General features: G+C 67.5%; 20 protein-coding genes and 1 pseudogene. 6 read left to right on the top strand and 15 right to left on the bottom strand.

What is annotated here, in order from left to right:
* Positions 1 to 14: 14 nt before the first annotated feature.
* Positions 15 to 575, bottom strand: coding sequence for an RNA pyrophosphohydrolase (locus F792_RS0107585; RefSeq protein WP_018169060.1), 561 nt, complete (start codon positions 573 to 575; stop codon positions 15 to 17).
* Between the two features lie 164 nt (positions 576 to 739).
* Between F792_RS0107585 and F792_RS0107580 the strand changes: the two genes are divergently transcribed.
* Complete coding sequence (locus F792_RS0107580; RefSeq protein WP_018169059.1) at positions 740 to 1,405, top strand: HAD family phosphatase; 666 nt, start codon at positions 740 to 742, stop codon at positions 1,403 to 1,405.
* Between the two features lie 295 nt (positions 1,406 to 1,700).
* On the opposite strand, the gene F792_RS0107575 is transcribed toward F792_RS0107580, so the two are convergent.
* Positions 1,701 to 2,147 (bottom strand): hypothetical protein, encoded by a 447-nt coding sequence (locus F792_RS0107575; RefSeq protein WP_018169058.1) that lies wholly within the window; start codon positions 2,145 to 2,147, stop codon positions 1,701 to 1,703.
* A gap of 83 nt (positions 2,148 to 2,230) precedes the next feature.
* Here F792_RS0107575 and thiD point away from each other — a divergent pair, with 83 nt between their 5' ends.
* From thiD to F792_RS14995, 5 genes and pseudogenes are all read left to right on the top strand, one after another.
* Positions 2,231 to 3,019 carry a bifunctional hydroxymethylpyrimidine kinase/phosphomethylpyrimidine kinase gene (thiD, locus tag F792_RS0107570; RefSeq protein ID WP_018169057.1) on the top strand — a complete coding sequence of 263 codons (789 nt, stop codon included), beginning with the start codon at positions 2,231 to 2,233 and terminating at the stop codon, positions 3,017 to 3,019.
* The gene (gene thiE / locus F792_RS0107565; RefSeq protein WP_018169056.1) at positions 3,009 to 3,653 is read left to right on the top strand and encodes a thiamine phosphate synthase; all 645 of its coding nucleotides are present in this window, start codon (positions 3,009 to 3,011) and stop codon (positions 3,651 to 3,653) included. The genes thiD and thiE overlap by 11 nt, the downstream gene beginning before the upstream one ends.
* Before the next feature lie 87 nt (positions 3,654 to 3,740).
* Entirely contained in the window at positions 3,741 to 5,018 is a 1,278-nt protein-coding gene (hemL, locus tag F792_RS0107560) for a glutamate-1-semialdehyde 2,1-aminomutase (protein ID WP_018169055.1), read from the top strand.
* Positions 5,019 to 5,103: 85 nt separating this feature from the next.
* Positions 5,104 to 5,922 carry a sulfite exporter TauE/SafE family protein gene (locus F792_RS0107555; protein ID WP_018169054.1) on the top strand — a complete coding sequence of 273 codons (819 nt, stop codon included), beginning with the start codon at positions 5,104 to 5,106 and terminating at the stop codon, positions 5,920 to 5,922.
* A 395-nt stretch (positions 5,923 to 6,317) separates the two neighbouring features.
* A pseudogene (locus tag F792_RS14995) lies at positions 6,318 to 6,523 on the top strand (hypothetical protein).
* Positions 6,524 to 6,763: 240 nt separating this feature from the next.
* On the opposite strand, the gene F792_RS0107550 reads toward F792_RS14995, so the two are convergent.
* The 13 genes from F792_RS0107550 to aceE all read right to left on the bottom strand — a co-directional run bounded on the left by F792_RS0107550 (position 6,764) and on the right by aceE (position 22,430).
* The gene (locus tag F792_RS0107550; RefSeq protein WP_018169053.1) at positions 6,764 to 7,705 is read right to left on the bottom strand and encodes an AEC family transporter; all 942 of its coding nucleotides are present in this window, start codon (positions 7,703 to 7,705) and stop codon (positions 6,764 to 6,766) included.
* Positions 7,706 to 7,889: 184 nt separating this feature from the next.
* The gene (gene trxA, locus F792_RS0107545) at positions 7,890 to 8,276 is read right to left on the bottom strand and encodes a thioredoxin (RefSeq protein WP_018169052.1); all 387 of its coding nucleotides are present in this window, start codon (positions 8,274 to 8,276) and stop codon (positions 7,890 to 7,892) included.
* A gap of 56 nt (positions 8,277 to 8,332) precedes the next feature.
* The gene (locus F792_RS0107540; protein ID WP_018169051.1) at positions 8,333 to 8,935 is read right to left on the bottom strand and encodes an LON peptidase substrate-binding domain-containing protein; all 603 of its coding nucleotides are present in this window, start codon (positions 8,933 to 8,935) and stop codon (positions 8,333 to 8,335) included.
* Positions 8,932 to 9,567, bottom strand: a complete 636-nt coding sequence (locus F792_RS0107535; RefSeq protein ID WP_018169050.1) for a flavin prenyltransferase UbiX — start codon at positions 9,565 to 9,567, stop codon at positions 8,932 to 8,934. Before F792_RS0107535 ends, F792_RS0107540 begins: the two co-directional genes overlap by 4 nt.
* Positions 9,564 to 10,961, bottom strand: coding sequence for a UDP-N-acetylmuramate:L-alanyl-gamma-D-glutamyl-meso-diaminopimelate ligase (gene mpl / locus F792_RS0107530; protein ID WP_018169049.1), 1,398 nt, complete (start codon positions 10,959 to 10,961; stop codon positions 9,564 to 9,566). The genes F792_RS0107535 and mpl overlap by 4 nt, the downstream gene beginning before the upstream one ends.
* Complete coding sequence (locus F792_RS0107525; protein WP_018169048.1) at positions 10,958 to 11,482, bottom strand: hypothetical protein; 525 nt, start codon at positions 11,480 to 11,482, stop codon at positions 10,958 to 10,960. The genes mpl and F792_RS0107525 overlap by 4 nt, the downstream gene beginning before the upstream one ends.
* On the bottom strand, positions 11,479 to 12,267 hold the full coding sequence (locus F792_RS0107520; RefSeq protein WP_038084487.1) for a VacJ family lipoprotein: 789 nt from the start codon (positions 12,265 to 12,267) through the stop codon (positions 11,479 to 11,481). The genes F792_RS0107525 and F792_RS0107520 overlap by 4 nt, the downstream gene beginning before the upstream one ends.
* A gap of 42 nt (positions 12,268 to 12,309) precedes the next feature.
* Positions 12,310 to 14,265, bottom strand: a complete 1,956-nt coding sequence (locus F792_RS0107515) for a diguanylate cyclase domain-containing protein (RefSeq protein WP_018169046.1) — start codon at positions 14,263 to 14,265, stop codon at positions 12,310 to 12,312.
* A 70-nt stretch (positions 14,266 to 14,335) separates the two neighbouring features.
* Positions 14,336 to 15,559, bottom strand: a complete 1,224-nt coding sequence (locus F792_RS0107510; protein ID WP_018169045.1) for an argininosuccinate synthase — start codon at positions 15,557 to 15,559, stop codon at positions 14,336 to 14,338.
* Between the two features lie 57 nt (positions 15,560 to 15,616).
* Positions 15,617 to 16,597 carry an OmpA family protein gene (locus tag F792_RS0107505; RefSeq protein WP_018169044.1) on the bottom strand — a complete coding sequence of 327 codons (981 nt, stop codon included), beginning with the start codon at positions 16,595 to 16,597 and terminating at the stop codon, positions 15,617 to 15,619.
* Between the two features lie 6 nt (positions 16,598 to 16,603).
* Complete coding sequence (lpdA, locus tag F792_RS0107500) at positions 16,604 to 18,391, bottom strand: dihydrolipoyl dehydrogenase (protein ID WP_018169043.1); 1,788 nt, start codon at positions 18,389 to 18,391, stop codon at positions 16,604 to 16,606.
* Positions 18,392 to 18,415: 24 nt separating this feature from the next.
* Entirely contained in the window at positions 18,416 to 19,855 is a 1,440-nt protein-coding gene (gene aceF / locus F792_RS0107495; RefSeq protein WP_081620125.1) for a dihydrolipoyllysine-residue acetyltransferase, read from the bottom strand.
* A complete protein-coding gene (aceE, locus tag F792_RS0107490) occupies positions 19,767 to 22,430 on the bottom strand; it encodes a pyruvate dehydrogenase (acetyl-transferring), homodimeric type (RefSeq protein WP_018169041.1) in 2,664 nt (887 codons plus the stop codon). The genes aceF and aceE overlap by 89 nt, the downstream gene beginning before the upstream one ends.
* Between the last annotated feature and the right edge of the window lie 295 nt (positions 22,431 to 22,725).

The raw sequence follows: 22,725 nt of genomic DNA, 5'->3' as shown, positions 1-22,725 counted from the left end.
CTGCTTCGGGACCGTCAACGCGAGGACACCGGCGAACGGGGCTGGGGCTGGGCCGGGCCACGGCGGCCGGAACGCCGCGCGCGCGCCTGCTCGAGTTCCGGGAACATCAGCGGCACCAGCTCGCACAGCGCACGGCGATAGACCTGGCGCTTGAAGTGCACGACCTCGCGTGCCGGACGCCAGTAGTCGATCCAGCGCCAATCATCGAATTCCGGGGTTTCCATCGCATCCAGCACCACGTCGCTCTCGTCTCCGACCATGCGCAGCAGGAACCAGCGCTGTTTCTGGCCGATGCAGACCGGGCGTTGATGGCGCCGGACCATGCGCTCCGGCAGGCGGTAACGCAGCCAATGGCGGGTACTGCCCAGCACCTCGACGTGCCGGGGGAACAGGCCCGTCTCCTCGTGCAGCTCGCGAAACATCGCCTCCTCGGGCGTTTCTTCCGCATGCACGCCCCCCTGGGGAAACTGCCAGGCCGCCTGCCCGACCCGCTTGCCCCAGAACAGCTGCTGTTCCGCGTTGCACAGGATGATGCCTACGTTTGCGCGATACCCGTCACAATCAATCACTTGCATCAGCCAGACGCTTCTCTATTACTGGCATTGTTCCACAGCCGGTGCCCCGGCGGCAAAGCCCCTACCATGCCTCCGGTGCCGGTCCCAAAAGGGGCCTGTGGCTGCAGCCGACGACGCCCGCCGGTACACTCGCGTCCGATCCAAGCCAACCCGAGAGCACCCTCATGGCCCTGGCCCTGTTCGACCTCGACAACACCCTGCTCGCCGGCGACAGCGATCACGCCTGGAACGAGTTCCTGGCAGAGGTGGGCGCCGTCCACCCGACCTGTCACGCCGAGACCAATGACCGCTTCTACCAGGAGTATGTGGCGGGCACCCTCGACATCCACGAATTCTGCCGCTTCGCCTTCAGCCCGCTGGCCGAACACCCGCGCGCGCTGCTCGAGGCCTGGAGGGAGCGCTTCATCGACACGCTGATCCGGCCAATGATCGCCCCCGGCGCCCCGCCCCTGCTGGCCCGACACCGCGAGGCCGGTGACGAGCTGGTCATCATCACCGCGACCAACCAGTTCGTCACCCAGCCGATTGCCGACCTGCTGGGCGTGGACCACCTGATCGCGACCCTGGCGGAGGAAGGCGAGGACCGAGAATTTACCGGCGACCTGACCGGTGTTCCCTGCTTCCAGGAAGGCAAGATCGAACGCCTGCGCCAGTACCTCGCGGATCATCCGGATCCCGAGGACAGCATCGCGCAGGCCAGTTTCTACAGCGACTCGCGCAACGACATCCCGCTACTGGAACGTGTGGGGCACCCCGTCGCAGTGGACCCGGACCCGACCCTTGCCGCGCACGCTCACAACCAAGGCTGGCCAGTCATCTCGTTGCGCTAGGGAGCCGCTGATCCATTTGCACGTCCGCGTTGGCGCCCCATTTTTCCCGAGACAAGGCGCGGTGCGCAGTGCCGTAGCCACTCTACGGTCAAGCGGCGCAACGCTGGATCGGGGAAAATGGGGCGCCAACCCCTTGAGGGCTCGGCCGCCTTTGCCTTCTGGATTCGGCCCCGCTGGCGGCGTTGCGGCTCGCTCATGTAGCTCGGCTACACTTCGCTCACCGCGCCTTGTCAGCGAGTAAACTCGACTCGAGCGCGGACGTGCGAATGGATTAGCGTCTCCCTGGGCGACGGCGTCAGCTGAAGACGCTGGCGATCTCGGCGAGGCGCTGCCCCGCAGGGGTATCCGCCTTGCCGGCCGCCGCGACCGCATCGCGATAGCCGGCAACCAATTCCGGCACCACGGCCACCACCTGCTTGCGCCGCAGGCGCGCGGCACCGGTCACCGGCCAGGTCGCCCGGAAGTCGCAGTTGTCCAGCGCATCGCAGACCCACAGGCTCCATTCGTGGCGGGTCACATCGATCTCGTGCTGACGGATGACCAGCCGATAGACATGCTCGGCCTGCATGTCCGCCATGCCGACGGCGGGCCCCACGTATTCCACCTGCAACTCGCCGGCGAGCCGGTTCAACTCCTGCTCCAGCGCGGCCAGGGCCTGATCGACCTCTGCGTTCAGCGTGCCACCCGCTTCGGCGGCGGCGACCAGGGGACGGAGGGACTCGACTTCGAACTCGCTGCTCATGCTGCGTACACTCCCGGGATGCGGAACAAGAACGCCCCGGGGGTGCCGGGGCGCGCGCAACCTTAGCACGGGAGCCCCCATTCATGAATCATCCCCCGATCGCGCTGACCATTGCCGGCTCCGACCCCGGTGGCGGCGCCGGCCTGCAGGCCGATCTGACCACCTTTACCCGCCTCGGCGTACACGGGGGTACGGCCGTGACCGCGATCACCGTGCAGGACACCCGCAACGTGTTGGACTTCAGCGTGCTGTCTGCGGAACAGCTGCGCGCCCAGATCGAGGTCACCCTGGCCGATCTTGCCGTCGCCGCAATCAAGATCGGCATGCTGGGCTCAGTGGAAAACGTAAAAATGGTCGCGGCGCTGCTGGCCGAGCACCCGCACATCCCGGTGGTGCTGGACCCGGTGATGGTCGCCGGCGGCGGCGGGGCGCTCGCGACCGAAGCCGTGGTGGACGCGACCCGCGAGGCCCTGCTGCCACGCGCCACCCTGATCACGCCCAACGGACCGGAGGCCGCGCGCCTGGCCCGAACCGACGATGCCACCCAGTGGGGCCAACGGCTGCGCGAACGGGGCGCGCGCAACGTGCTGGTCACCGGCGGCCACGAAGGCGGCGATCAGGACCCCATCATCAACCGCCTGTACCGCGAGGACGGGCACATGCGCGCCTTCGAACTGCCACGCCATCCGGCCGGCTTCCACGGCTCCGGCTGCACCCTGGCTGCGGCGATCGCCGCCTTCCTGGCGCGCGGCCGTGACCTGGAGCCGGCGGTGATCGAGGCCCAGGCCTTCATGAACGACGCCGTCGCACGGGGCTACGCCCCCGGCCACGGCCAGCACGTCCCCAACCGGCTGTGCCCACATGGCGACTGAGCATACCCCCCGCCTGCGCGGGCTCTATTTCATCACCCCGGCGGTCCCGGAGGACGCGAACCCACGCGCCACACACCTCGCCAATGCCAAGGCTGCGCTGCGTGGCGGTGCGCGCCTGATCCAGTTCCGCGACAAGACCCTCGCAGGCGCCGCACGCGAGGCAATCGCCCGCGAACTGGTCGCCCTTGCGCATGCGCACGGCGCGCTGTGCATCATCAACGACGACACCGAGCTGGCCGCGGGCGTCGAGGCCGATGGCGTGCACCTCGGGCGTGACGACCCGGACCCGGTCGCGGCCCGCGCGCGGCTCGGCCCCGGCGCGGTGGTCGGCGTCTCCTGCTACAACGAGCTCGAACGAGCCCGCTCGGCACAGGTGGCCGGCGCGAGCTACGTGGCCTTCGGCTCCGTGTTCCCCTCCCCGACCAAGCCCGACGCGGCACGCGCGGATCTCGAGCTGCTGCGCGAGGCGCGCACCACACTGGTGCTGCCGATCTGTGCGATCGGCGGGATCACGGCGGCGAACGCCCCCGAGGTCGTCGCGGCCGGGGCAGACCTGCTCGCCGTGATCCAGGGCATCAGCGCCGCGCCCGACCCCGAGGCCGCCGCGCGTCAGATAAGCGGACTGTTCGGCTGATCCCTTTGCACCCGCCCGCAGCCGTCGCTATGGTTGCCGGGCTTCCCGAATTCATCGACCCGAATCCAACAATCACAGGACACCGTCATGCAGGAAACCGAGCGTCTGTTCGAGGCCGCCAAGCAGCACATCCCCGGCGGCGTGAATTCCCCCGTGCGCGCCTTCAAGGGCGTCGGCGGGACCCCGATCTTCATGGACCGCGCCAACGGCGCCTACATGTGGGACGCCGACGGCCAGCGCTATATCGACTACATCGGTTCCTGGGGCCCGATGGTGGCCGGCCACGCCCACCCCGAGGTGATCGAGGCGGTGCGCGAGGCCTGCAACAACGGCCTGTCCTTCGGCTGCCCCACGCGGCTGGAGAACGACATGGCCGCCAAGGTCTGCGAGCTGGTGCCGTCGATGGATATGGTGCGCATGACCAACTCGGGCTCCGAGGCGACCATGAGTGCGATCCGCCTGGCGCGTGGCTATACCGGCCGCGACCGCATCGTGAAGTTCGAGGGCAACTACCATGGCCACGGCGACTCGCTGCTGGTGAAGGCCGGCTCCGGGGCCCTGACCCTCGGCCAGCCGAGTTCCCCGGGCGTGCCCAAGGAACTGGCCGCGCTGACCAGCACCCTGACCTACAACGACCCGGACGGCGTGCGCGCGTTCTTTGCCGAGAAGGGTGACGAGGTCGCCTGCATCATCGTCGAGCCCATCGCGGGCAACATGAACTGCATCCCGCCCGAGCCCGGGTTCCTGGAGACCCTGCGCGAGGTCTGCGACCAGCACGGCGCGGTACTGATCTTCGACGAGGTGATGACCGGCTTCCGCGTGTCGAAGAACTGCGCCCAGGGCTACCTGGGCGTGACCCCGGACCTGACCACGCTGGGCAAGATCATCGGCGGCGGCATGCCGGTGGGGGCCTTCGGCGGCAAGCACGCCATCATGGAACACCTCTCCCCGCTGGGCCCGGTCTACCAGGCCGGCACCCTGTCCGGGAATCCGATCGCGATGACCGCCGGGCTGAAGACCCTGGAGATCCTGTCGCGCCCGGGCTTCCACGACGAGCTGGAGCAGCGTACGAAGAAGGTCGTCGCGGGCTTCGAGGACGCCGCGCGCGAGGCCGGCGTGGCCGTGACCACCAACCAGGTGCCGGGCATGTTCGGGCTGTTTTTCTCGGAGCAGAAGGTCACCGACTTCGCCGGCGCCACGGCCTGCGATACCGCCGCCTTCGGCCGCTTCTTCCACGCGATGCTGGGCGAGGGGGTCTACCTGGCCCCCAGCGCCTTCGAGGCCGGCTTCATGTCCAACGCCCACTCGGACGCCGACATCGACGCGACCATCGAGGCCGCCCGCAAGTCCTTCAAGGCGCTCTGAGCGCGCCCTCGCCTCTCCTGCGCAGCGGACCGGCGACCCCAGCGGTCCGCCGGTCCGCTGGGCCCTGACTCGCCACTACGCACGAATGACCGAGACACTGATCCAGTCACCGCTGGCGCTGGGGCTGCTGTTTGTGGCGCTCGGCCTGGTCGCGGGCATCCCGGCTGGCATGTTCGGCATCGGCGGCGGGCTGATCCTAGTGCCAGTGTTCGTCGCCGTGTTCAGCCTGCTGGCCTTCGATTCGGCCAGCCTGGTGCAGCTCGCGGTCGGCTCCTCGCTGGGCGCGATCATCCCCACGGCGATCCTGTCGGCGCGCGCCCACCACCGCCGGGGCGGCGTGGACGGCGCGGCGGTACGCCGTCTCCTGCCGGGCATCATCGTCGGCGCACTGATCGGCGCCTGGCTGGCCACGCGCATCGACTCCGACCACCTGGGGCGTATCTTCGGCGCCTTCGAGGTGGCGATCGGCATCTGGATGCTCCTGAACATCCGCCCCCCGGAGGCCTCGGTACCCCGGCGCAGCGTCTGGCTGGGCGGCGGGGCATTGATCGGTGCGATCTCCTCGCTGATCGGCATCGGCGGCGGCACGCTGACCACGCCGTTCCTGGTCAGTCAGGGGCTGGAGCTGCGCCGCGCGATCGGCTCGGCGGCGGCGCTGGGCGTGCCGATCTCCATCGGTGCCAGCCTGGTGTTCGCCCTACCGCAATGGACCGATCCGGCCTATCAGGCGCCGGAATGGGCCCTCGGCTATCTCTACCTGCCGGCCATCCTCGGCGTCGTGATCGGCACGTCCATCAGCGTACGCGGGGGCGTCTGGTTGACCCATCACCTGCCGGTCACCCACCTCCGCCGCGGCTTCGCCGGCATCCTGATCCTCGCCGGCATCCTCATGCTCATCCGCTAGCGCGCTGCCCTAGCCGGAGCCATCATCTGGCTTTTGCGGTGGCTCCGGGCCGCCGCCTGCCTTGTTTTGGCTGGTCCCGGTTCGTCGTTGGGTGTTTACTGTGGCTTCGGTCCGCATACTGCCCGGCGCTGACTCGCCAGCGCGCCGCGAGGTACTTCTTTGCTCGTGCAAAGAAGTACCCAAGAAACACGCCCGACTGCCGCGACCCCGGCCCGCTACGCGGGCCGGGGTTTCCCTCGCTCCGAGGCTTTTCGCGGGCGGCGCTGAACTCGCTACGCCTTCGGCTCCGCTCAGACATCCAGCGCCTTGAATCCCGCGAAAAGCCTCTCCACTCGGCGCGACGACAACGGGGAGGCAGGTCCAAACAACGGCTATCCCAGCATTCCTGCCAGTGGATGATGGCTAGGTCTTCGAGCATCTTCGGCACGCTCGGCCTGCGGCCGTTGCGTGCCGCGCCCGCAAAGCGGGCGCCGGGGCCTTCGGACGGCATTGCCTATTTTTATGTCCGGGGGACGGAACACCTTCTGTCTTGACCTTCGCCTCCCGTATGGAGCCCCTTGCGGAAGGGTGCTCGGGCCGGGAGAAGGCGCTGGATGTCTGAGCGGAGCCGAAGGCGCAGCGAGTTCAGCGCCGCCGGCCCGAGGGCCCTGGAGCAAGGTTCCCGGGCGGAATCCGGGTGCCCTTCTTTGGGTACTTTCTTGGGCAAGCAAGAAAGTACCTCGCGGCGCGCTCGCGAGAGAGCGCCTGGCAGGCGGCCAGACGAAGGCACCGTAAACACCGAACGATGAACCAGGGCCAGCCTAGCGGACATGCGAAAGCCGACCGCACGGAGCCTCAATGGTCAGGCGATGAGTCGGGTGGCGAGAGCGAACCACAGGGGCAGGGTGACCAACGACAGCGCCGTGGTCAGCGTGACCGCGGCCGCGTAGAGGCCGGTGTCCAGGCGGAAGCGATCGCAGAACACCAGTCCCAGGACCATCGCCGGCATCGCCGCCTCCAGCACCGATCCGACACCGGGCACACCCTCGAGGCCGGTCCACAGCACCAGCCCCAACGCGAAGATGGGGGCCAGAATCAGCTGGACCACGGCCACCACCGCCAGAGGCCGGGCATCGCGTCCACGAAAGCGATTGAATACCAGCGCCAGCCCCAGCGAGAACAGCATCAGCGGGGCCACGCTGTCCGCCAGGAAGCCGAGAAAGACGTCCAGCCAGTCGAGCAATGGGACCCCGGCGAGATTCAGCGCCACACCCACCACCGCCGCCCAGATCGACGGCACCGCCGCCAGCCCGCGCAGCGGGCTCCCGCCCCCGTACAGGCGTACCGCCTCGGGATCGCCGTAGCGCCGCGCCAGCAGCACGCCCAGCGTCAGTAGCAGCGGGAGGCAGGCAAACAGGTCGTACTGGATCGCCACCGCGCGGCCAGGCTCGCCGAACAGGCTGTCGAGCACCGGGAGACCGAGATAGGTGGCATTGGGCCAGGCAGCCGCCAGCAGCATCGCGCCGATCGCCGCACGCTCCGCCATGCAGACGCGACAGGCCAGCAACGTGACCCCGACCATCGCCAGAACCGTGAGGCCCGCCACCAGGGCGATACGCAGGGAGTCGAGGCCCAGCGGGGCCACCCACAGCACCTGCAGGACCAGCGCCGGAAGCAACAGGTAGTAGACCAGGGTCGTAAGGACCCGGCGCGTCGTATCCGCATCCAGACCACCCGGCTGCAGGGCGCGCCAGACCACGCCCGCGACGATCAGCGCCCCCATCTGGGTCATCACGCTCAACATGGCAGGCGTCCGGCCTCGGGGTGCTGGGACATGGTGACGGCATCCTTTCGCGCATGGCGCAGGGGTTTGCGGTCATTCTACGATCCTGGCACGCGCCCCACACAAAAAAACCCGGCGGGGCGACGCCCCCGGCCGGGTTCGATCTCGCGGGTTTGGCCCGCGGGAAACCGTTGTCAGAGGCGGCTTACGCGCCCCCGGCCTGCTCCTGTTCCTGCTGCTGGCGCTCGACGTCGGCACGCACCTGCTCCATGTCCAGCTCGCGCACCTTGCCCAGCACCTCGTCCAGCTGACCGGCGGACAGCACGCCCGGCTGGGAGAACACGATGATCTGCTCGCGGAAGATCATCAGGGTCGGGATGGAACGGATCTGGAAGGCGCCGGCGATGGCCTGCTCTTCGTCGGTATTCACCTTGGCGAAGACCACGTCGGGGTGCTTGCCGGAGGCCTCCTCGAAGGTCGGGGCAAACTGCTGGCACGGGCCGCACCAGGGGGCCCAGAAGTCCATGATGACGATGTCATTCCCGGTAATGGTGGATTCGAAGGTGTCCTGCGTGAGTTCCTGAACGGCCATGATGGCGGGCTCCGGTTAAAAATGTCCCCGAACCTTACCAGCCTCCGCGGCCGCTTTCAGGATTTCGATGCTGCGAGCATGGCCGCTCGCAGGCGTTCCAGACGCTCGATCGGGTCGTCCGCCTCCAGCAATTGCTGCTTGATATCGAGGTCGATCGGGAGCAGTTCGGTCAGCCGCGCGGCAACCCAGGTCGAGTCGTCGAAGCGCCGTTCCAGGTGCGACCAGGGCGTGCCCAGCTGGTCCAGCAAGCGCTCCAGCAGATCGGCCAGCGAGGCATAATCCACCGGCAGACTCACCTCGGGATACTCCGGCAAGGGCTCCACATCACCCAGCCACAGACCGTCATCGGCGTGCCGGGCATTGTGGATGACCCGCCGGCCCTCGCCCTTGACCAGGATCCCCAGCAACCCGTCGGGACGCTGGTCCCAGTCCACAATGATCGCCTCGGTGCCGACACTGTAGAAGCCCGCGGAGGGATCCGTCTCGGACGGGAGTTCACCGGATTCGCGTTCCGGTTCGGTCGCCACGATGACGAAGCGACCATCGCTGCGCAGGCCGCGCCGCACCATGTCCAGATAGCGGGTCTCGAAGATCCGCAGCGGCAGCAACCCCTCGGGGAACAACACCGTGTTCAGCGGAAACAGCGGCAGCGTGGTCATGCATCCTCTCCCGGCTCCGGGGCCGCGCCCCAGCGCGGCACCAGGGCGTGCTCGACGTCGAGGTGATCCAGCACCCGCGCCACCATGAAGTCGATCAGGTCATCGATGGACTGCGGACGGTGATAGAAGGCCGGATTGGCCGGCATCACCACCGCACCCATGCGCGCCAGACGCAGCATGTTCTCCAGGTGGATCTCGGAGAACGGCGTCTCGCGCACCACCAGCAGGAGCTTGCGCCGCTCCTTGAGCACCACGTCGGCGGCGCGCTCGATCAGTCCGCGCGAGGCCCCGGTGGCGATGGCCGACACGGTGGCGGTGGTGCAGGGGCAGACCACCATGGCCTCCGGCACGGCCGAGCCACTGGCGACCGGGGCGGTCCATTGCTCGGGCCCGTAACAGTGGATCTGATCGGGGGCCGCCTGATAGCGGTCGGCAAAGTAGCGCGCAATCTCCACCGGGCGGCCGGGCAAATTCAGGTCCGTTTCCAGCCCGAGGACGACCTGGGCCGGCTTCGACAGCATCAGGTGCACCTGGACGCCGGACTCGACCAGGCACTGCAACAGGCGCAAACCATACGGCGCACCGGAGGCGCCGGTCAGGGCCAGAGAGATGCTGCGCGGGCGTTCGGTCATGCGGGCGTCCCCTGCAGGGCGTCAATCAGGCGCAGGTGCAACCCGTCGAAGCCTCCGTTGCTCATGATCACCAGCGTATCGCCGGATCGAACGGTGGCAAGAATCCCCTGCAGCAGGGATTCGATATCGCGCGCCACGGACAGGTGCTCGCCGAGTTGCTGTTGCAGGCCCTCGGTGGACCAGTCGATCTCCGGGGCATGGTACAGGTGCACTGCGTCGGCCTGTGCAAGCGCCGTACCCAGGGCCTCGGCGTGCACTCCCATGCGCATCGTGTTGGAACGCGGCTCGAGGATCGCCACCAGACGCCCACCCGGCGCCACCTGTCCGCGCAGCCCTTCGAGGGTCAAGCGGATCGCCGTGGGGTGGTGGGCGAAGTCGTCGATCACCCGGATGCCGTCGATCTCGGCGCGCAGCTCCTGGCGCCGACGAACGCCGCGAAACGCAGGCATGGCGGCCAAGCCCGTAGCCAGCGGAACGCCTGCATGCCGAGCGGCGGCCAGGGCCGCCAGGGCATTCGCCAGGTTGTGACGCCCGGTCAGCGACCATTCCACCCGCCCCTGTGCCACGCCATCGGCCAGCACTTCGAAGACCGAGGCCTGGGGGTTCAGGGCGCGCGCCGCCAGGGCGGGGGGCGCAGTTCCAGTGTCGCCTTCAGGGTCGGTCGCGAGGCGCTCCACCGGCGTCCAGCAACCCATCTCCAGCACCCTCTCCAGTGCGGCATCATCGGCCGGCATCAGGATGCGTCCCTGCCCCGGCACCGTACGCACCAGGTGATGGAACTGGCGCTCGATCGCGGACAGGTCGGGGTAGATGTCGGCGTGGTCGAATTCGAGGTTATTCAGGACCAGGGTGCGCGGGCGGTAATGGACGAACTTGGCGCGCTTGTCGAAGAACGCGCTGTCGTATTCGTCGGCCTCGATCACGAAAAACGGGGCATTCCCCAGGCGCGCACTGACCCCGAAATTGCCGGGGACCCCGCCGATCAGAAAGCCGGGGCTCATCCCCGCGTATTCAAGAATCCAGGCGAGCATGCTGGCGGTCGTGGTCTTGCCGTGGGTACCGGCCACCGCCAGCACCCAGCGATCACGAAGGATGTGTTCGGCCAGCCACTGCGGGCCCGAGGTGTAGTCCAGCCCGCGATCCAGCAGGGCCTCGACGACGGGCATGCCGCGGCGCATTACATTACCGACCACGACGGGCCCCGCGTCGGGCAGCGTGTCGGGGTCGTAGCCCTCGTGGTAGGCAATCCCGGCCTGTTCCAGCTGGTCGCTCATGGGCGGGTACAGCTTCTGGTCGGAACCCGTGACCGCATACCCCTGGGCGCGCGCCAACTGGGCCAGCCCGCCCATGAAGGTCCCGCCAATCCCGAGGACGTGGAGCTGCCCGCCGGTCACTGGAACAACCCGATCGCGGTCTGGGTGGCCACGCTGGAGACCACGATATAGCCAAGTGCGATCAGCATTCCCACCAGACGCGAACCCAACCCCAGCGCCTGCTGCAGGATGTGACCAAAAACGAGCAGCAACCAGGCCAGGAGCACCAGCATCCCGAACACGACCCCGGTGGCGACCTCCTCCGGCTCGCGCGCCGGATCGGGTCCGCCCGCCAGCACCATCAGAAACGCCATCAACAAGCCCAGGACCGCGCCGGTCCCCGCCATCGCGGTGAAGGTCTGGCGCCAGCGATCCGATACGCCCTGCATGCTCAGCAGGATGGCGACAAAGGCATACAGGACCACCAGGTCCATCACGTTCAGTGCCAGCGCCTGGCCGAAGCCGTACAACGGGATCCCGATCACCATGCCGGCGATCAGGGCGATGCCGACCCAGAAGATCAGCGTGCCGTTATCCGCCGGCAAGTCCTGCGGCCCGGCGCGCAGGCGCAGGATGTTCAGCATCGCGGCAAGGCCGTTCAACGTTCGCTCTCCTCGGCCTCCATGGCCTCCAGCGCCTCGAGCTCATCCAGTTCGTCCAGCATGGCATCGGCCTCGCCATCCGGCGTGCCGCCCCGCACCAGGAAGTCCCGGCGCTGCAGGTAACCCTGGCGCATCGCGATGTAGGGGTCGTCGGACAGTTGCGCCAGCATGCGTTCGGTCGGGATCAAGCCGGCGCGCATGTCGACCACGTCCAGTGCGATCAGGCCGATCCACCACCCGGTGTGATCGTCGCGCAGGTTGGTGTGATAGAGCGGGCTGGTGTAGCCATCCACCAGCCGCGCCGGGGCATCCCGTGCCGTGCTCGGTCCGAGGAAGGGCAGCTGGAGGTAGGGGCCTCGCGCCACGCCCCAGGCGCCCAGTGTCTGGCCGAAGTCCTCGTTGTTCTTGTCCAGCCCCATGGGCGAGGCGACGTCGATCAGCCCGAACAGTCCGAAGGTCGAATTGAACATGATTCGCCCGGTATCCGAGGCGGCGTTTTCCAGGTTGCCCTGCAACAGGTTGTTGAACAGGACCGTGAAGTCATTGAGGTTGGAAAAGAAGTTGCCCACCCCGGTCTGCACCGGTTGCGGCAGGCGCTGGTACTGCACTGCGGCCGGGCGCAGCAGCGACTCGTCGAAGTCCTGATTGATCTCGAACACCGCCCGGTTGTAGGACTCCCAGGGATCATCGGGGTGGCGGTCCTCGCTGGGCACCGTCGCGCAACCGGCCAGGCCAAGGAACATCAGGGCCAGCAGGCCCGGGCGCAAACAGGAGACAACAGACATGTGATTCCTTAACTTTTCGATCCGGCGCCGAGCCGGTTACGCTCAGGCCCCGGTGATCGGGTAGATGTCCGCCTTGCGGGCAACCCCGACCTGACCACGGCCCTGATCCTTGGCTTGATAACAGGCGCGATCCGCGGCGACAAAGGCCTCGTCCACCCCCGGCACGTCCGGTCCCAGCTCGACCACGCCCACCGAGGCGCCAATGGTGACTTCCCGGGCCTCCACCTGCAACGGCCGGTCGGCGAGGGCCGAGCAGATCCGCTGACCAAGGATACGCCCATACTCCGCGTTCGTATCGCGCGCGATCACGGCGAATTCGTCACCCCCAATCCGCGCCACGGCATCGTGACCACGGGTAAGCTGGCGCAGCACATGAGCGACCTGGCGCAGCAGTTCGTCGCCGACCCGATGGCCATGGTGGTCGTTCACGTCCTTGAAGTAGTCGAGGTCCACCAGCAGCAGGCTGGCCACCGCACGGTTGTCGCGGGCGGCATGCATGGCAATCTCCAGCTCGCGCTCGAAGGCGCGCCGGTTCAACAAGCCGGTGAGGCCATCGTGGCTCGCCTCGTGCACCAGCCGATCCACCAGCCTGCGTTCCTCGGAGACATCCGTCAGCACCAGCAGGGTCCGCACGGAACTGCCGGCTACCGGGTCAAGCGCGGTACGGGCGATACGCACGATCAGTTCGTGACCGTCACGCCGGACCAGACGGGCATCCGAACGCTCGCCGAGGGCCTGGTTCAGCGCTTCGCCCCGGGCATCCGCCGGCAGCAGGGGGTGGCCGGTACCCAGTTCGCGCAAGTCGAGCAATTGATCCAGGGAACAACCCAGAACCTGGTCCCGGGTCAGCCCCGCCAGCTCGCGGGCCGCGGGGTTGACATAGGAGATCCCGCCACGCGCATCCAGGGTGATCACCGCATCCGGGATCGCGTCCATGCTGCGCTCGAGGTTGCGCCCGGAGCGGCGCACCCGGGTGTGGACCCGCGAGACATACAGCAGCGCCAGCAGCGCGACCACTGCCAGCGCCGAGACCAGCCACAGGATGTTGCCACGCAGCCAGACCAGGATATCGAAGGGCTGCGGCGCATACAGGCCAACCCCCAGTTCGTACATCAGCCCGTGCACGTCCTCGTAGGACCGGGGTGCCGCCCAGCCGCCGATGCCGGCCGCCTGACTTGCCGGATGTTCCTCATCCAGCAACAGGGTCGCCAGCAGGATGGCATGCGCCAGCCCGGTATCCAGGTCACCACGCATCGCCAGCGGCCACTCGGGGTACAAACGGGTACTGGCGCGGTAAGTGAACGAAGGGAAGGCGCGCTCGCCGACCACCCGGACCTGCTCCACCCGTGGATCGCCACGTGCCTCCAGGTCCTCCAGGATGCCGGTCCGGAAGGTCGCGGCATCGACCTCCCCCTGCAGCACCCAGTCGAGGCCGCGGCCGACCGGGAAGCCGGTAAATACCACCGACGCCAGATCACTCTCGACGTCCAGCCCGGCCGCCTGCAATTCGCGCCAGGTCATCCACCAGCCCCCAAAGGCATCAGGATGCACCGCGGACAAGCGCTGCCCCCGCAGGTCGTCCAGCTCCACCAGGTCATCCCGATCGGCGCGGGCGATCACGACGGCCCCGAAACGGTCCTCGTCACGGCCCACCTGACGCGGCTGCATGGTCGCGATGCGCGATATCCCGTGCTGCTGCTCCAACATCACGTAGGAACCGCTGTTGGTCAGGATCAGATCGAAGCGCTTGTCTGCTACGGCCGCCTGCAACCCGTCGTTGTCCACCGGCTCCAGCACGAAACGGGCCCCGTCGATCTGCTCTGACAGGTACTCGACGAATGGCGTCCAGCGTTGGCGTGCCACATCGTCGCCGCGGTGGGCGAGCACCCCGAGGAACAGCCGCTGCTCGTCCACCGCCGCCGTTTCCTCCGCGAACAAGGGCGCCGAGGGATACAGCAACAGACAACAGAGCAGGAGCACCGCCAGGCCACCAGACATCCACGCGATTCCCGGGCGCCGGAGCGGGGCAACCCTCAATGAGGAGCGCTGGCGGCCCGCCCCGCTCATGTCATGTCGGCTTGCGGTTGCGGCTGGCGGCGATACGCAGGCGCAGCGCGTTCAGGCGGATGAAGCCCTCGGCGTCCTTCTGGTCGTAGGCGCCGGCGTCATCCTCGAAAGTGGCGATGGCATCATCAAACAGGGTGTCCTCGGAGCGACGACCCGCGACGATCACGTTGCCCTTGTACAGGCGCAGGCGCACCTCGCCGTTGACCACGCCCTGGGTGTCGTCGATCGCGGCCTGCAGCATGCGCCGCTCCGGGCTCCACCAGTAGCCGTTGTAGATGATGCTGGCGTAGCGCGGCATCAGCTCGTCCTTCAGATGCGCGGCCTCGCGGTCCAGGGTGATGGATTCCAGCGCCCGGCGGGCACGCAAGAGGATCGTGCCACCCGGGGTCTCGTAGCAGCCGCGGGACTTCATGCCGACATAGCGGTTTTCGACAATATCCAGCCGGCCAACACCGTGGGCCCCGCCACGCTCATTGAGCTTCGCGAGCAGTTCGGCCGCGCTCAGGCGCTCGCCGTTGATCGAGACCGGATCACCCTTCTCGAAGCCGATGGTCAGGGTCTCGGATTCGTCCGGCGCGGCCTCCGGGGAGACCGACCAGCGCCACATGTCCTCCTCGGCCTCGGTCCACGGGTCCTCCAGCGGGCCACCTTCGTAGGAGATGTGCAGCAGGTTGGCGTCCATCGAATACGGCGACTTGGTGCCCTGCTTCTTGTAGTCCACCGGGATGTTGTGCTGCTCGGCGTAGGCCATCAGGCGCTCGCGCGAGTTCAGGTCCCACTCGCGCCAGGGGGCGATCACCTTGATGCCCGGCTTCAGCGCATAGGCGCCCAGCTCGAAACGCACCTGGTCGTTGCCCTTGCCGGTGGCGCCGTGGGCGATGGCATCGGCCCCGGTCTCCTCGGCGATCTCGACCAGGCGCCGTGCAATCAAGGGACGCGCGATGGAGGTACCCAGCAGGTACTCGCCCTCGTAGATCGTGTTGGCGCGGAACATCGGGAACACGTAATCGCGCACGAAGGTTTCACGCAGATCCTCGATGTAGATCTGCTTCACACCCAGGGCCTCGGCCTTGGCGCGGGCCGGCTCGACCTCCTCACCCTGACCCAGATCGGCGGTGAAGGTAATGACCTCGCAGCCGTACTGATCTTCCAACCATTTGAGGATGACCGAGGTATCCAGACCGCCGGAGTATGCAAGGACGACGCGCTTGATCGAGGAGCTCATAAGAATTTCTATCCTTTTCCTAAGGTAAAGATATAGTCGTTTTGACGGCTAGCGTCACTACCACGCCGGGGTCTCGGAGGGCGCAGCCGGGGCCGAATCGGGGCGCGGATTGTGGCCCTCAGGCTCTTCCGTGCCGGCGCCCGGCAGCACCTCAACCGATGCGCCGCCCGCGCCCGAATCGCCCGTATCCAGCCACCAAATATCACTGCGCCGCGAGGCCTGGCGCGCGCCATCGGCGGCCGGATCCACGCCAGGGGCCTCGATCTCGACCCGTGCAGCCGAGAGACCGGCCTCCGCCAGGGCATCGCGCACCACCTCAGCTCGGTTGCGGCTGAGTGGGCGGTTGATCTCCAGCGGGCCGGCAGCATCCGTCCAGCCGACCACCCGAATGCGGGGCGTTTCCGAATCGGCCAAGATGCGGGCTGCTTGTTCCAAGACCTCACGCGCCTCGGCATCCAGACGATGGCTACCCGTTTCGAAATAGACACTCCAGCGGTCCAGGGCCCCCGCTTCCGGGGTCGCGGCAGGCGTGTCCTGCTCCCCGTAACAGGCGCGGAAATCCCGCGCCCGCAGGGCAAAGCGGATACCCCGGAAGTGCACCGAGTCGTCGCCATCGGGAAAATCGATGCGCGCGTCATGGCCGGCCAGAAGACGGGCCTTCAGGGGCTGCGCCAACGCCTGGGGAACCCGGAACAGGCGGGCGTCGCGGGGCTGCAACCGCACATCCAGCGGCGATTGCGTCGCCGGGCGCAGCCATTCCGGCGCGCCGGTGCGCAGCCGCGGCGCGACGCCCGCCGGCATCGCGTAGGGGGCCTGCCAGAAGACTGCGGTCAACAGGCCCGGCCGGGCCTCGAAACGCAGCGTACCGCCGTGACGCACGGTCTGCTGGATGCGACAGGCGGCATCTTCCTCGGTCAGCTGCCAGTCACTACGCTCCAGCGGTTCGCTGTAGGGCGCAGCACCCGCCGTGGCCATACCCACCCCCAGCAGCACCAATCCCGGGAGTGCGCAACGCAGCCACTGGCGCAAGCGGGCCATGACCCGCTAGCGCTTTTTCGGCGGCAGAATATCGGTGATCGAGCCGTGCGCGGCCTCGGCGGCGAAGGCCACCGTCTCGCTGAGCGTCGGGTGCGGGTGCACGGTCAGACCGATGTCTTCCATCTCGGCGCCCATCTCCAGCGCCAGCATCGCCTCGCCGATCAGGTCGCCGGCGGACGGGCCGACGATACCGGCTCCGATCACGCGGCCATCCGCGTCGAACAGCAGTTTAGTCAGGCCGTCCTCGGCACCCAGCGCGATCGCGCGCCCGGAGGCGGCCCAGGGGAACACGCCCTTGGTGTATTCGATACCGTCGGCCTTCGCCTGCTCCTCGGTCACGCCCATCCAGGCGACCTCGGGGTGGGTATAGGCAACGGACGGGATCGCGCGTGCATCGAAGTGGACCTTGTGCCCGGCGATCACCTCGGCGGCAACCTTGCCCTCGTGAGTGGCCTTGTGCGCCAGCATCGGCTGGCCGACCACGTCGCCGATGGCGAAGATGTGCTCGACGTTGGTGCGCTGCTGGCTGTCGACCTCGATAAAGCCGCGCTCGCTCACCTGCACGCCGGCCGCCTCGGCCTTGATCTTCGCCCCGTTCGGGCTGCGGCCCACGGCGACCAGCACACGATCGAAGGTGTCTTCTTCCGGCAGGCCCTTGGCCTCGCCCTCGAACTGGCAGACGATCCCGGCCTTGGTGGCCTTGGCCTCGGACACCTTGCTCTTCAGGAAGATATTCTCGAAGCGCTTCTTCGCGCGCTTCTCGAACGGGCGCACGATGTCGCGATCCGCGCCCGGCATCAGGGTGTCCGAAAGCTCCACCACCGTGACCTTGGAGCCCAGAGACTCGTACACGCAGGCCATCTCCAGACCGATGATGCCACCACCGACCACCAGCATGCGCTCGGGGATCTCGGCCAGGTCCAGCGCGTCGGTGGAATCCATCACCCGCTCGTCGTCCCAAGGGAAGCCGGGCAGCTTGATCGCCTGCGAACCGACCGCGATGATCGCGTGCTCGAAGCCGATCACCTCGCGGCCGTCATTGCCCTCCACTGCGATGCTGTTGGCGCCGGTGAATTCGCCGACGCCCTGGACCACGCGCACCTTGCGCTGTTTGCACAGCTGCTTGAGCCCGCCGGTCAGCTTCTTGACCGTGCCGCCCTTGTAGCCGCGCAGGCCCTCCAGATCGATCTCCGGTTCGCCGAACTTGATACCCAGCGCGGCGAAACGCTCGGCCTCGTGCAGCACCTCGCCGGCATGCAGCAGCGCCTTGGACGGGATGCAGCCGACGTTCAGGCACACGCCGCCGATCTCCGGGTAGCGCTCGACCATCACCACGTCCAGGCCCAGATCCGCGGCGCGGAAGGCGGCGGTATAACCACCGGGGCCGGAACCCAGCACCAGCACCTGGCACTGGCTGTCGGTGTTCGGGTCGGCGGCCGCCTTGGGGGCCGCCGCCTTTTTCGGCTCACTCGCGGCACCGGACTCCGCCTTCGCGGATTCGGCTTTGACATCACCGCCGGAAGCGCCCTGCTCCTCGGTGCCCGCAGCGTCGCCACTGGCCTCGAGATCCAGGAGCTTGCTGCCCTTGGACACCTTGTCCCCGACCTTCACGTGCAGCTTCTTCACCGTGCCGGCCTCGGGGGCGGGCACGTCGATGGTCGCCTTGTCGGACTCCAGGGTGATCAGCGGGTCTTCCGGGGCGATCTCGCTGCCCGGCTGCACCAGGACCTCGATAATCTCGACGTCCTTGAAATCCCCGATGTCCGGGACCTCGATGGTCTTGGTCTGGCTCATCCAATCGCTCCGGTTCGAATTCGGTTACAGCAGCATGCGGCGCATGTCGGACAACAGCCCGCTCAGCGTGGTAGCGAAGCGCGCGCCCAGTGCGCCGTCGATCACCCGGTGATCGTACGACAGCGCCAGCGGCAGGATCAGGCGCGGCTCGAACTCCTTGCCGTTCCAGACCGGCTTCATGCTGGAGCGCGACACGCCCAGGATCGCGACCTCGGGGGCATTCACGATCGGGGTGAACTGGGTGCCGCCGATCCCGCCGAGGCTGGAGATGGTCAGGCAGCCGCCCTGCATGTCCGCCGGCTTCAGCTTCTTGTCGCGGGCACGCTGGGACAGGTCCATCAGCTCGGAGGCGATGTCGACCAGGCTCTTGCGGTCCACGTCGCGCACCACCGGGACGACCAGGCCGTCCGGGGTGTCCACCGCGATGCCGAGGTTGTAGTACTGCTTGATGTTCAGGTTCTCGCCGGTCGCGTCCAGCGAGGCGTTGAAACGCGGGTACTGCTTGAGCGCGGAGACCACCGCCTTCATCAGGAACGGCAGGAAGGTGACCTTCACGCCCTTCTTTTCGTACTCGGCCTTCAGCGACTTGCGGAAGTCCTCGAGCTCGGTGATGTCGGCCTCGTCGAACTGGGTCACGTGCGGGACGGTGACCCAGTTGCGGTGCAGGTTCTTGCCGGTGAGCTTGTTGATCTTCGACAGCGCCTGGGTCTCGACCGGGCCGAACTCGGAGAAGTCGATCTCCGGCATCGGCTCGACCCCCAGCCCGCCACCGGCGCCCTGGCTCAAGGCGCGCTTGACGAAGCCCTGCACGTCCTCGCGCAGGATGCGCCCCTTGCGCCCGGAGCCGTCGACCTTGCTCAGGTCGACGCCCAGCTCGCGCGCGAACTTGCGCACCACCGGCGAGGCATGCGCCTTGCGGAAGGCCGACTCGTCACGGATGTGCTCGGTGGGCGACGGGCGCGGGTCGGCCCGGTCGGCGGCCTTCGGCGCCTCGGAGGGCTGCGGCTTTTCGGCCTCGGGGGCCGATTCGGCTTTGGCATCCGAAGAGGATGCTTCCTGCTTCGGCGGCTCGTCTTTCGCGGACTTGTCCTCGGCGGCACCCTCGTCGGAGGGTTCCAGTTCCAGGATCGGATCGCCCTCGTTGACGCGGTCGCCGGCCTTTACCTTGACTGCTTTCACGGTCCCGCCCTGCGGGGCCGGGATCTCGATGGAGGCCTTGTCCGATTCCAGCGTGATCAGCGGATCCTCGGGAGAAACGGTGTCCCCGGGGCTCACGATCACCTCGATGATCTCGACGTCCTTGAAGTCACCGATGTCCGGTACGTGCACGGTAGTCGTGTTGCTCATGTCTGCTCCTGCCTCGGTACCGGCGGCCTCAGGCCTGCAAGGGGTTGGGCCGTTCGACGTCGATCTTGTACTTCTTGATCGCGTCGGAGACGGTCTTGGCCTCGACGGTCCCGGCATCGGCCAGGGCCTTCAGGGCCGTGACCGCGATGTGGTAACGATCGACCTCGAAGTGCCGACGCAGCGCCGCGCGGGTGTCCGAGCGGCCGAAGCCGTCGGTGCCCAGCACGCGGTAGTCGGCCGGCACGAAGGCGCGGATCTGGTCGGCGTAGGCCTGGACGTAGTCGGTCGCGGCGATGACTGGGTCGTCCGAACCACCCAGGCACTCCTCCACCCAGGACTTGCGCGGCTTGGCCTCCGGGTTCAGGCGCGCATGACGGTCGGCATCGCGGCCGTCGCGGGCCAGTTCGTTGAAGCTGGTCGCGCTCCACACCTCGGCGGCCACGCCGAAGTCGTTGTCCAGCAGTTCGGCAGCGGCGATGGCCTCGCGCAGGATGGTGCCGGAGCCCAGCAGACGCACCTTCTTTTTCTTGCGCCCGCCCGCCTGGAAGCGATACAGCCCGCGGCGGATACCTTCTTCGGCGCCCTTCGGCATGGCCGGCTGCGGGTAGTTCTCGTTCATCACGGTGATGTAGTAGAAGACGCTTTGCTGCTCCGCGTACATGCGGCGCATGCCGTCCTGGACGATCACCGCCAGTTCATAGGCGAAGGTCGGGTCGTAGGCGATGCAGTTGGGGACGTTGGCGGCCATCATCTGGCTGTGGCCGTCGTCGTGCTGCAGGCCCTCCCCGGCCAGGGTGGTGCGCCCGGCGGTGGCACCCATCAGGAAGCCGCGGGCGCGCATGTCCCCGGCCGCCCAGATCAGGTCGCCGACGCGCTGGAAGCCGAACATCGAGTAGAAGATGTAGAACGGCACCATTGCCACGCCATGCGTGGAGTAGGAGGTCGCCGCCGCGATCCAGGAGGACATGGAACCGGCCTCGTTGATCCCTTCTTCCAGGATCTGGCCCTTCTTGTCCTCCTTGTAATACATCACCTGGTCCTTGTCCTGCGGCTCGTAGAGCTGACCGACCGAGGAGTAGATCCCCAGCTGACGGAACAACCCTTCCATGCCGAAGGTGCGGGCCTCGTCGGGCACGATCGGAACCACGTTCTTGCCGATCTTCTTGTCGCGGGCAAGCAGGGTCAGCAGCCGCACGAAGGCCATGGTGGTCGACATCTCGCGCTCGCCGGAAGCCTCCAGCAGGCCGTTAAACGCATCCAGCCCGGGCACTTCGAGCGGCGTGGCCAGCGGCCGGCGCACGGGCAGATGCCCGCCCAAGTCGTTGCGCCGCGCGTTCATGTACTTCATCTCTTCGGAGTCCGGATCCGGCTTGATGTACTCGGCCTTCTCCACCTGCTCGTCGGACAGCGGGATATTGAAGCGGTCGCGGAACTGCTTCATGTCGTCCGAATCCATCTTCTTCTGGCTGTGGGTGCGGTTCTGGGCCTCGCCCGCCGCGCCCATGCCATAGCCCTTCACGGTGTGCGCGAGGATCACCGTCGGCTGCCCCGTGTGCTCGGTTGCCGCCTTGTAAGCCGCATAGACCTTGACCGGGTCGTGCCCCCCGCGATTCAGACGCCAGATGTCCTCGTCGGACATGTTGGCCACCATGCGCTGGAGTTCGGGATACTTGCCAAAGAAGTGCTCGCGCACGTAGGCGCCGTCGCGCGACTTGTAATTCTGATAGTCGCCATCGACCGCCTCCATCATGCGTTTTTGCAGCAGGCCGTCGGTGTCCTTGGCCAGCAGCGGATCCCAGTAGCGGCCCCACAGGACCTTGACCACATTCCAGCCGGCGCCGCGGAAGATCGCCTCCAGCTCCTGGACGATCTTGCCGTTGCCACGCACCGGGCCGTCCAGGCGCTGCAGGTTGCAGTTCACCACCCAGGTCAGGTTGTCCAGCTTCTCGCGCGAGGCCAGGGTGATCGCCCCCAGGGTCTCCGGCTCGTCCACCTCGCCGTCCCCGACGAAGCTCCACACACGGCGGTTCTTGGTCTGCGCCAGGCCGCGGTCCTGCAGGTAGCGCATGAAGCGCGCCTGGTAGATGCTCATGATCGGACCCAGGCCCATGGACACGGTCGGGAACTGCCAGAAGTCCGGCATCAGCCAGGGGTGCGGATACGAGGACAGGCCCTTGCCGTCCACCTCGCGGCGGAAGTGGTCCAGCTGCTCCTCGCTCAAGCGCCCTTCCATGAACGCGCGGGCGTAGATACCCGGCGAGGAATGGCCCTGGGCAAACAGCAGGTCACCACCGTGGTCATGCGCAGGGGCATGCCAGAAGTGGTTGAAACCGACGTCGTACAGGGTCGCGGCCGAGGCAAAGGTCGCGATATGCCCGCCCAGTTCGGCGGAGGCGCGGTTGGCCTTGACCACCATGGCCATCGCGTTCCAGCGGATATAGGAACGGATGCGATGCTCCACCGCGCCATCGCCCGGATATTCCGGTTCGAGGTGGGTGGGGATCGTGTTCACATAGGCAGTGTTGGCGGAGTACGGGAGGTAGGCCCCGCTGCGGCGCGCCTTGTCGACCAGTCGCTCGAGGAGGGCATGGGCCCGCTCCGGGCCATCCGTCTCCAGCACGGAGGCCAGGGCGTCGATCCACTCCTGGGTCTCCTGCGGGTCGATATCGTGTTCGGTCGCGTTCGGGTCCATGCGCTCTACCCCTGAAAACGGGTTGGGAATCGGGTTGCCACTACGGGGCCGGGCCACCGGGCAGGCGGGCATTTGCTACCATGCGCCGGTGTTGGGCGGGCATAAAAGGCGCAAGTATCCCGACTGTCCCGCCAACAGGTCAAGCGAAAGCCCGCTATGGCGCCGATCGTCGGGGAAATCTGCGGGAACGTGCGCAAAGTGCGCGCAACCCGCCTAAAACAGCCGGAACGCGGGACAATCCCCGCCCGGCGCCGCCGACATCCCGAACCACCGCCGCACCCGAAACCGAGTACCT

The sequence above is a fragment of the Thioalkalivibrio sp. ALMg9 genome (genome assembly GCF_000380625.1).
In the GTDB taxonomy this organism is placed as follows: domain Bacteria; phylum Pseudomonadota; class Gammaproteobacteria; order Ectothiorhodospirales; family Ectothiorhodospiraceae; genus Thioalkalivibrio; species Thioalkalivibrio versutus.
The sequence above is the reverse complement of the archived record's forward strand: the minus strand, read 5'-3'. Positions and strand labels throughout refer to the sequence as shown.

Bases quoted from the DNA above. Each gene is read 5' to 3' on its own strand.
- lpdA (WP_018169043.1), bottom strand. From the start codon at position 18,391: ATGAGCCAGACCAAGACCATCGAGGTCCCGGACATCGGGGATTTCAAG.
- thiD (WP_018169057.1), top strand. From the start codon at position 2,231: ATGAATCATCCCCCGATCGCGCTGACCATTGCCGGCTCCGACCCCGGT.
- F792_RS0107505 (WP_018169044.1), bottom strand. From the start codon at position 16,597: ATGGCCCGCTTGCGCCAGTGGCTGCGTTGCGCACTCCCGGGATTGGTG.
- F792_RS0107510 (WP_018169045.1), bottom strand. From the start codon at position 15,559: ATGAGCTCCTCGATCAAGCGCGTCGTCCTTGCATACTCCGGCGGTCTG.
- F792_RS0107550 (WP_018169053.1), bottom strand. From the start codon at position 7,705: ATGTTGAGCGTGATGACCCAGATGGGGGCGCTGATCGTCGCGGGCGTG.
- F792_RS0107515 (WP_018169046.1), bottom strand. From the start codon at position 14,265: ATGTCTGGTGGCCTGGCGGTGCTCCTGCTCTGTTGTCTGTTGCTGTAT.
- F792_RS0107580 (WP_018169059.1), top strand. From the start codon at position 740: ATGGCCCTGGCCCTGTTCGACCTCGACAACACCCTGCTCGCCGGCGAC.
- F792_RS0107585 (WP_018169060.1), bottom strand. From the start codon at position 575: ATGCAAGTGATTGATTGTGACGGGTATCGCGCAAACGTAGGCATCATC.
- thiE (WP_018169056.1), top strand. From the start codon at position 3,009: ATGGCGACTGAGCATACCCCCCGCCTGCGCGGGCTCTATTTCATCACC.
- F792_RS0107520 (WP_038084487.1), bottom strand. From the start codon at position 12,267: ATGTCTGTTGTCTCCTGTTTGCGCCCGGGCCTGCTGGCCCTGATGTTC.
- F792_RS0107575 (WP_018169058.1), bottom strand. From the start codon at position 2,147: ATGAGCAGCGAGTTCGAAGTCGAGTCCCTCCGTCCCCTGGTCGCCGCC.
- F792_RS0107535 (WP_018169050.1), bottom strand. From the start codon at position 9,567: ATGACCGAACGCCCGCGCAGCATCTCTCTGGCCCTGACCGGCGCCTCC.
- trxA (WP_018169052.1), bottom strand. From the start codon at position 8,276: ATGGCCGTTCAGGAACTCACGCAGGACACCTTCGAATCCACCATTACC.
- F792_RS0107555 (WP_018169054.1), top strand. From the start codon at position 5,104: ATGACCGAGACACTGATCCAGTCACCGCTGGCGCTGGGGCTGCTGTTT.
- aceF (WP_081620125.1), bottom strand. From the start codon at position 19,855: ATGCCGGGACCGTCGAGGCCAAGACCGTCTCCGACGCGATCAAGAAGT.
- hemL (WP_018169055.1), top strand. From the start codon at position 3,741: ATGCAGGAAACCGAGCGTCTGTTCGAGGCCGCCAAGCAGCACATCCCC.
- aceE (WP_018169041.1), bottom strand. From the start codon at position 22,430: ATGGACCCGAACGCGACCGAACACGATATCGACCCGCAGGAGACCCAG.
- F792_RS0107540 (WP_018169051.1), bottom strand. From the start codon at position 8,935: ATGACCACGCTGCCGCTGTTTCCGCTGAACACGGTGTTGTTCCCCGAG.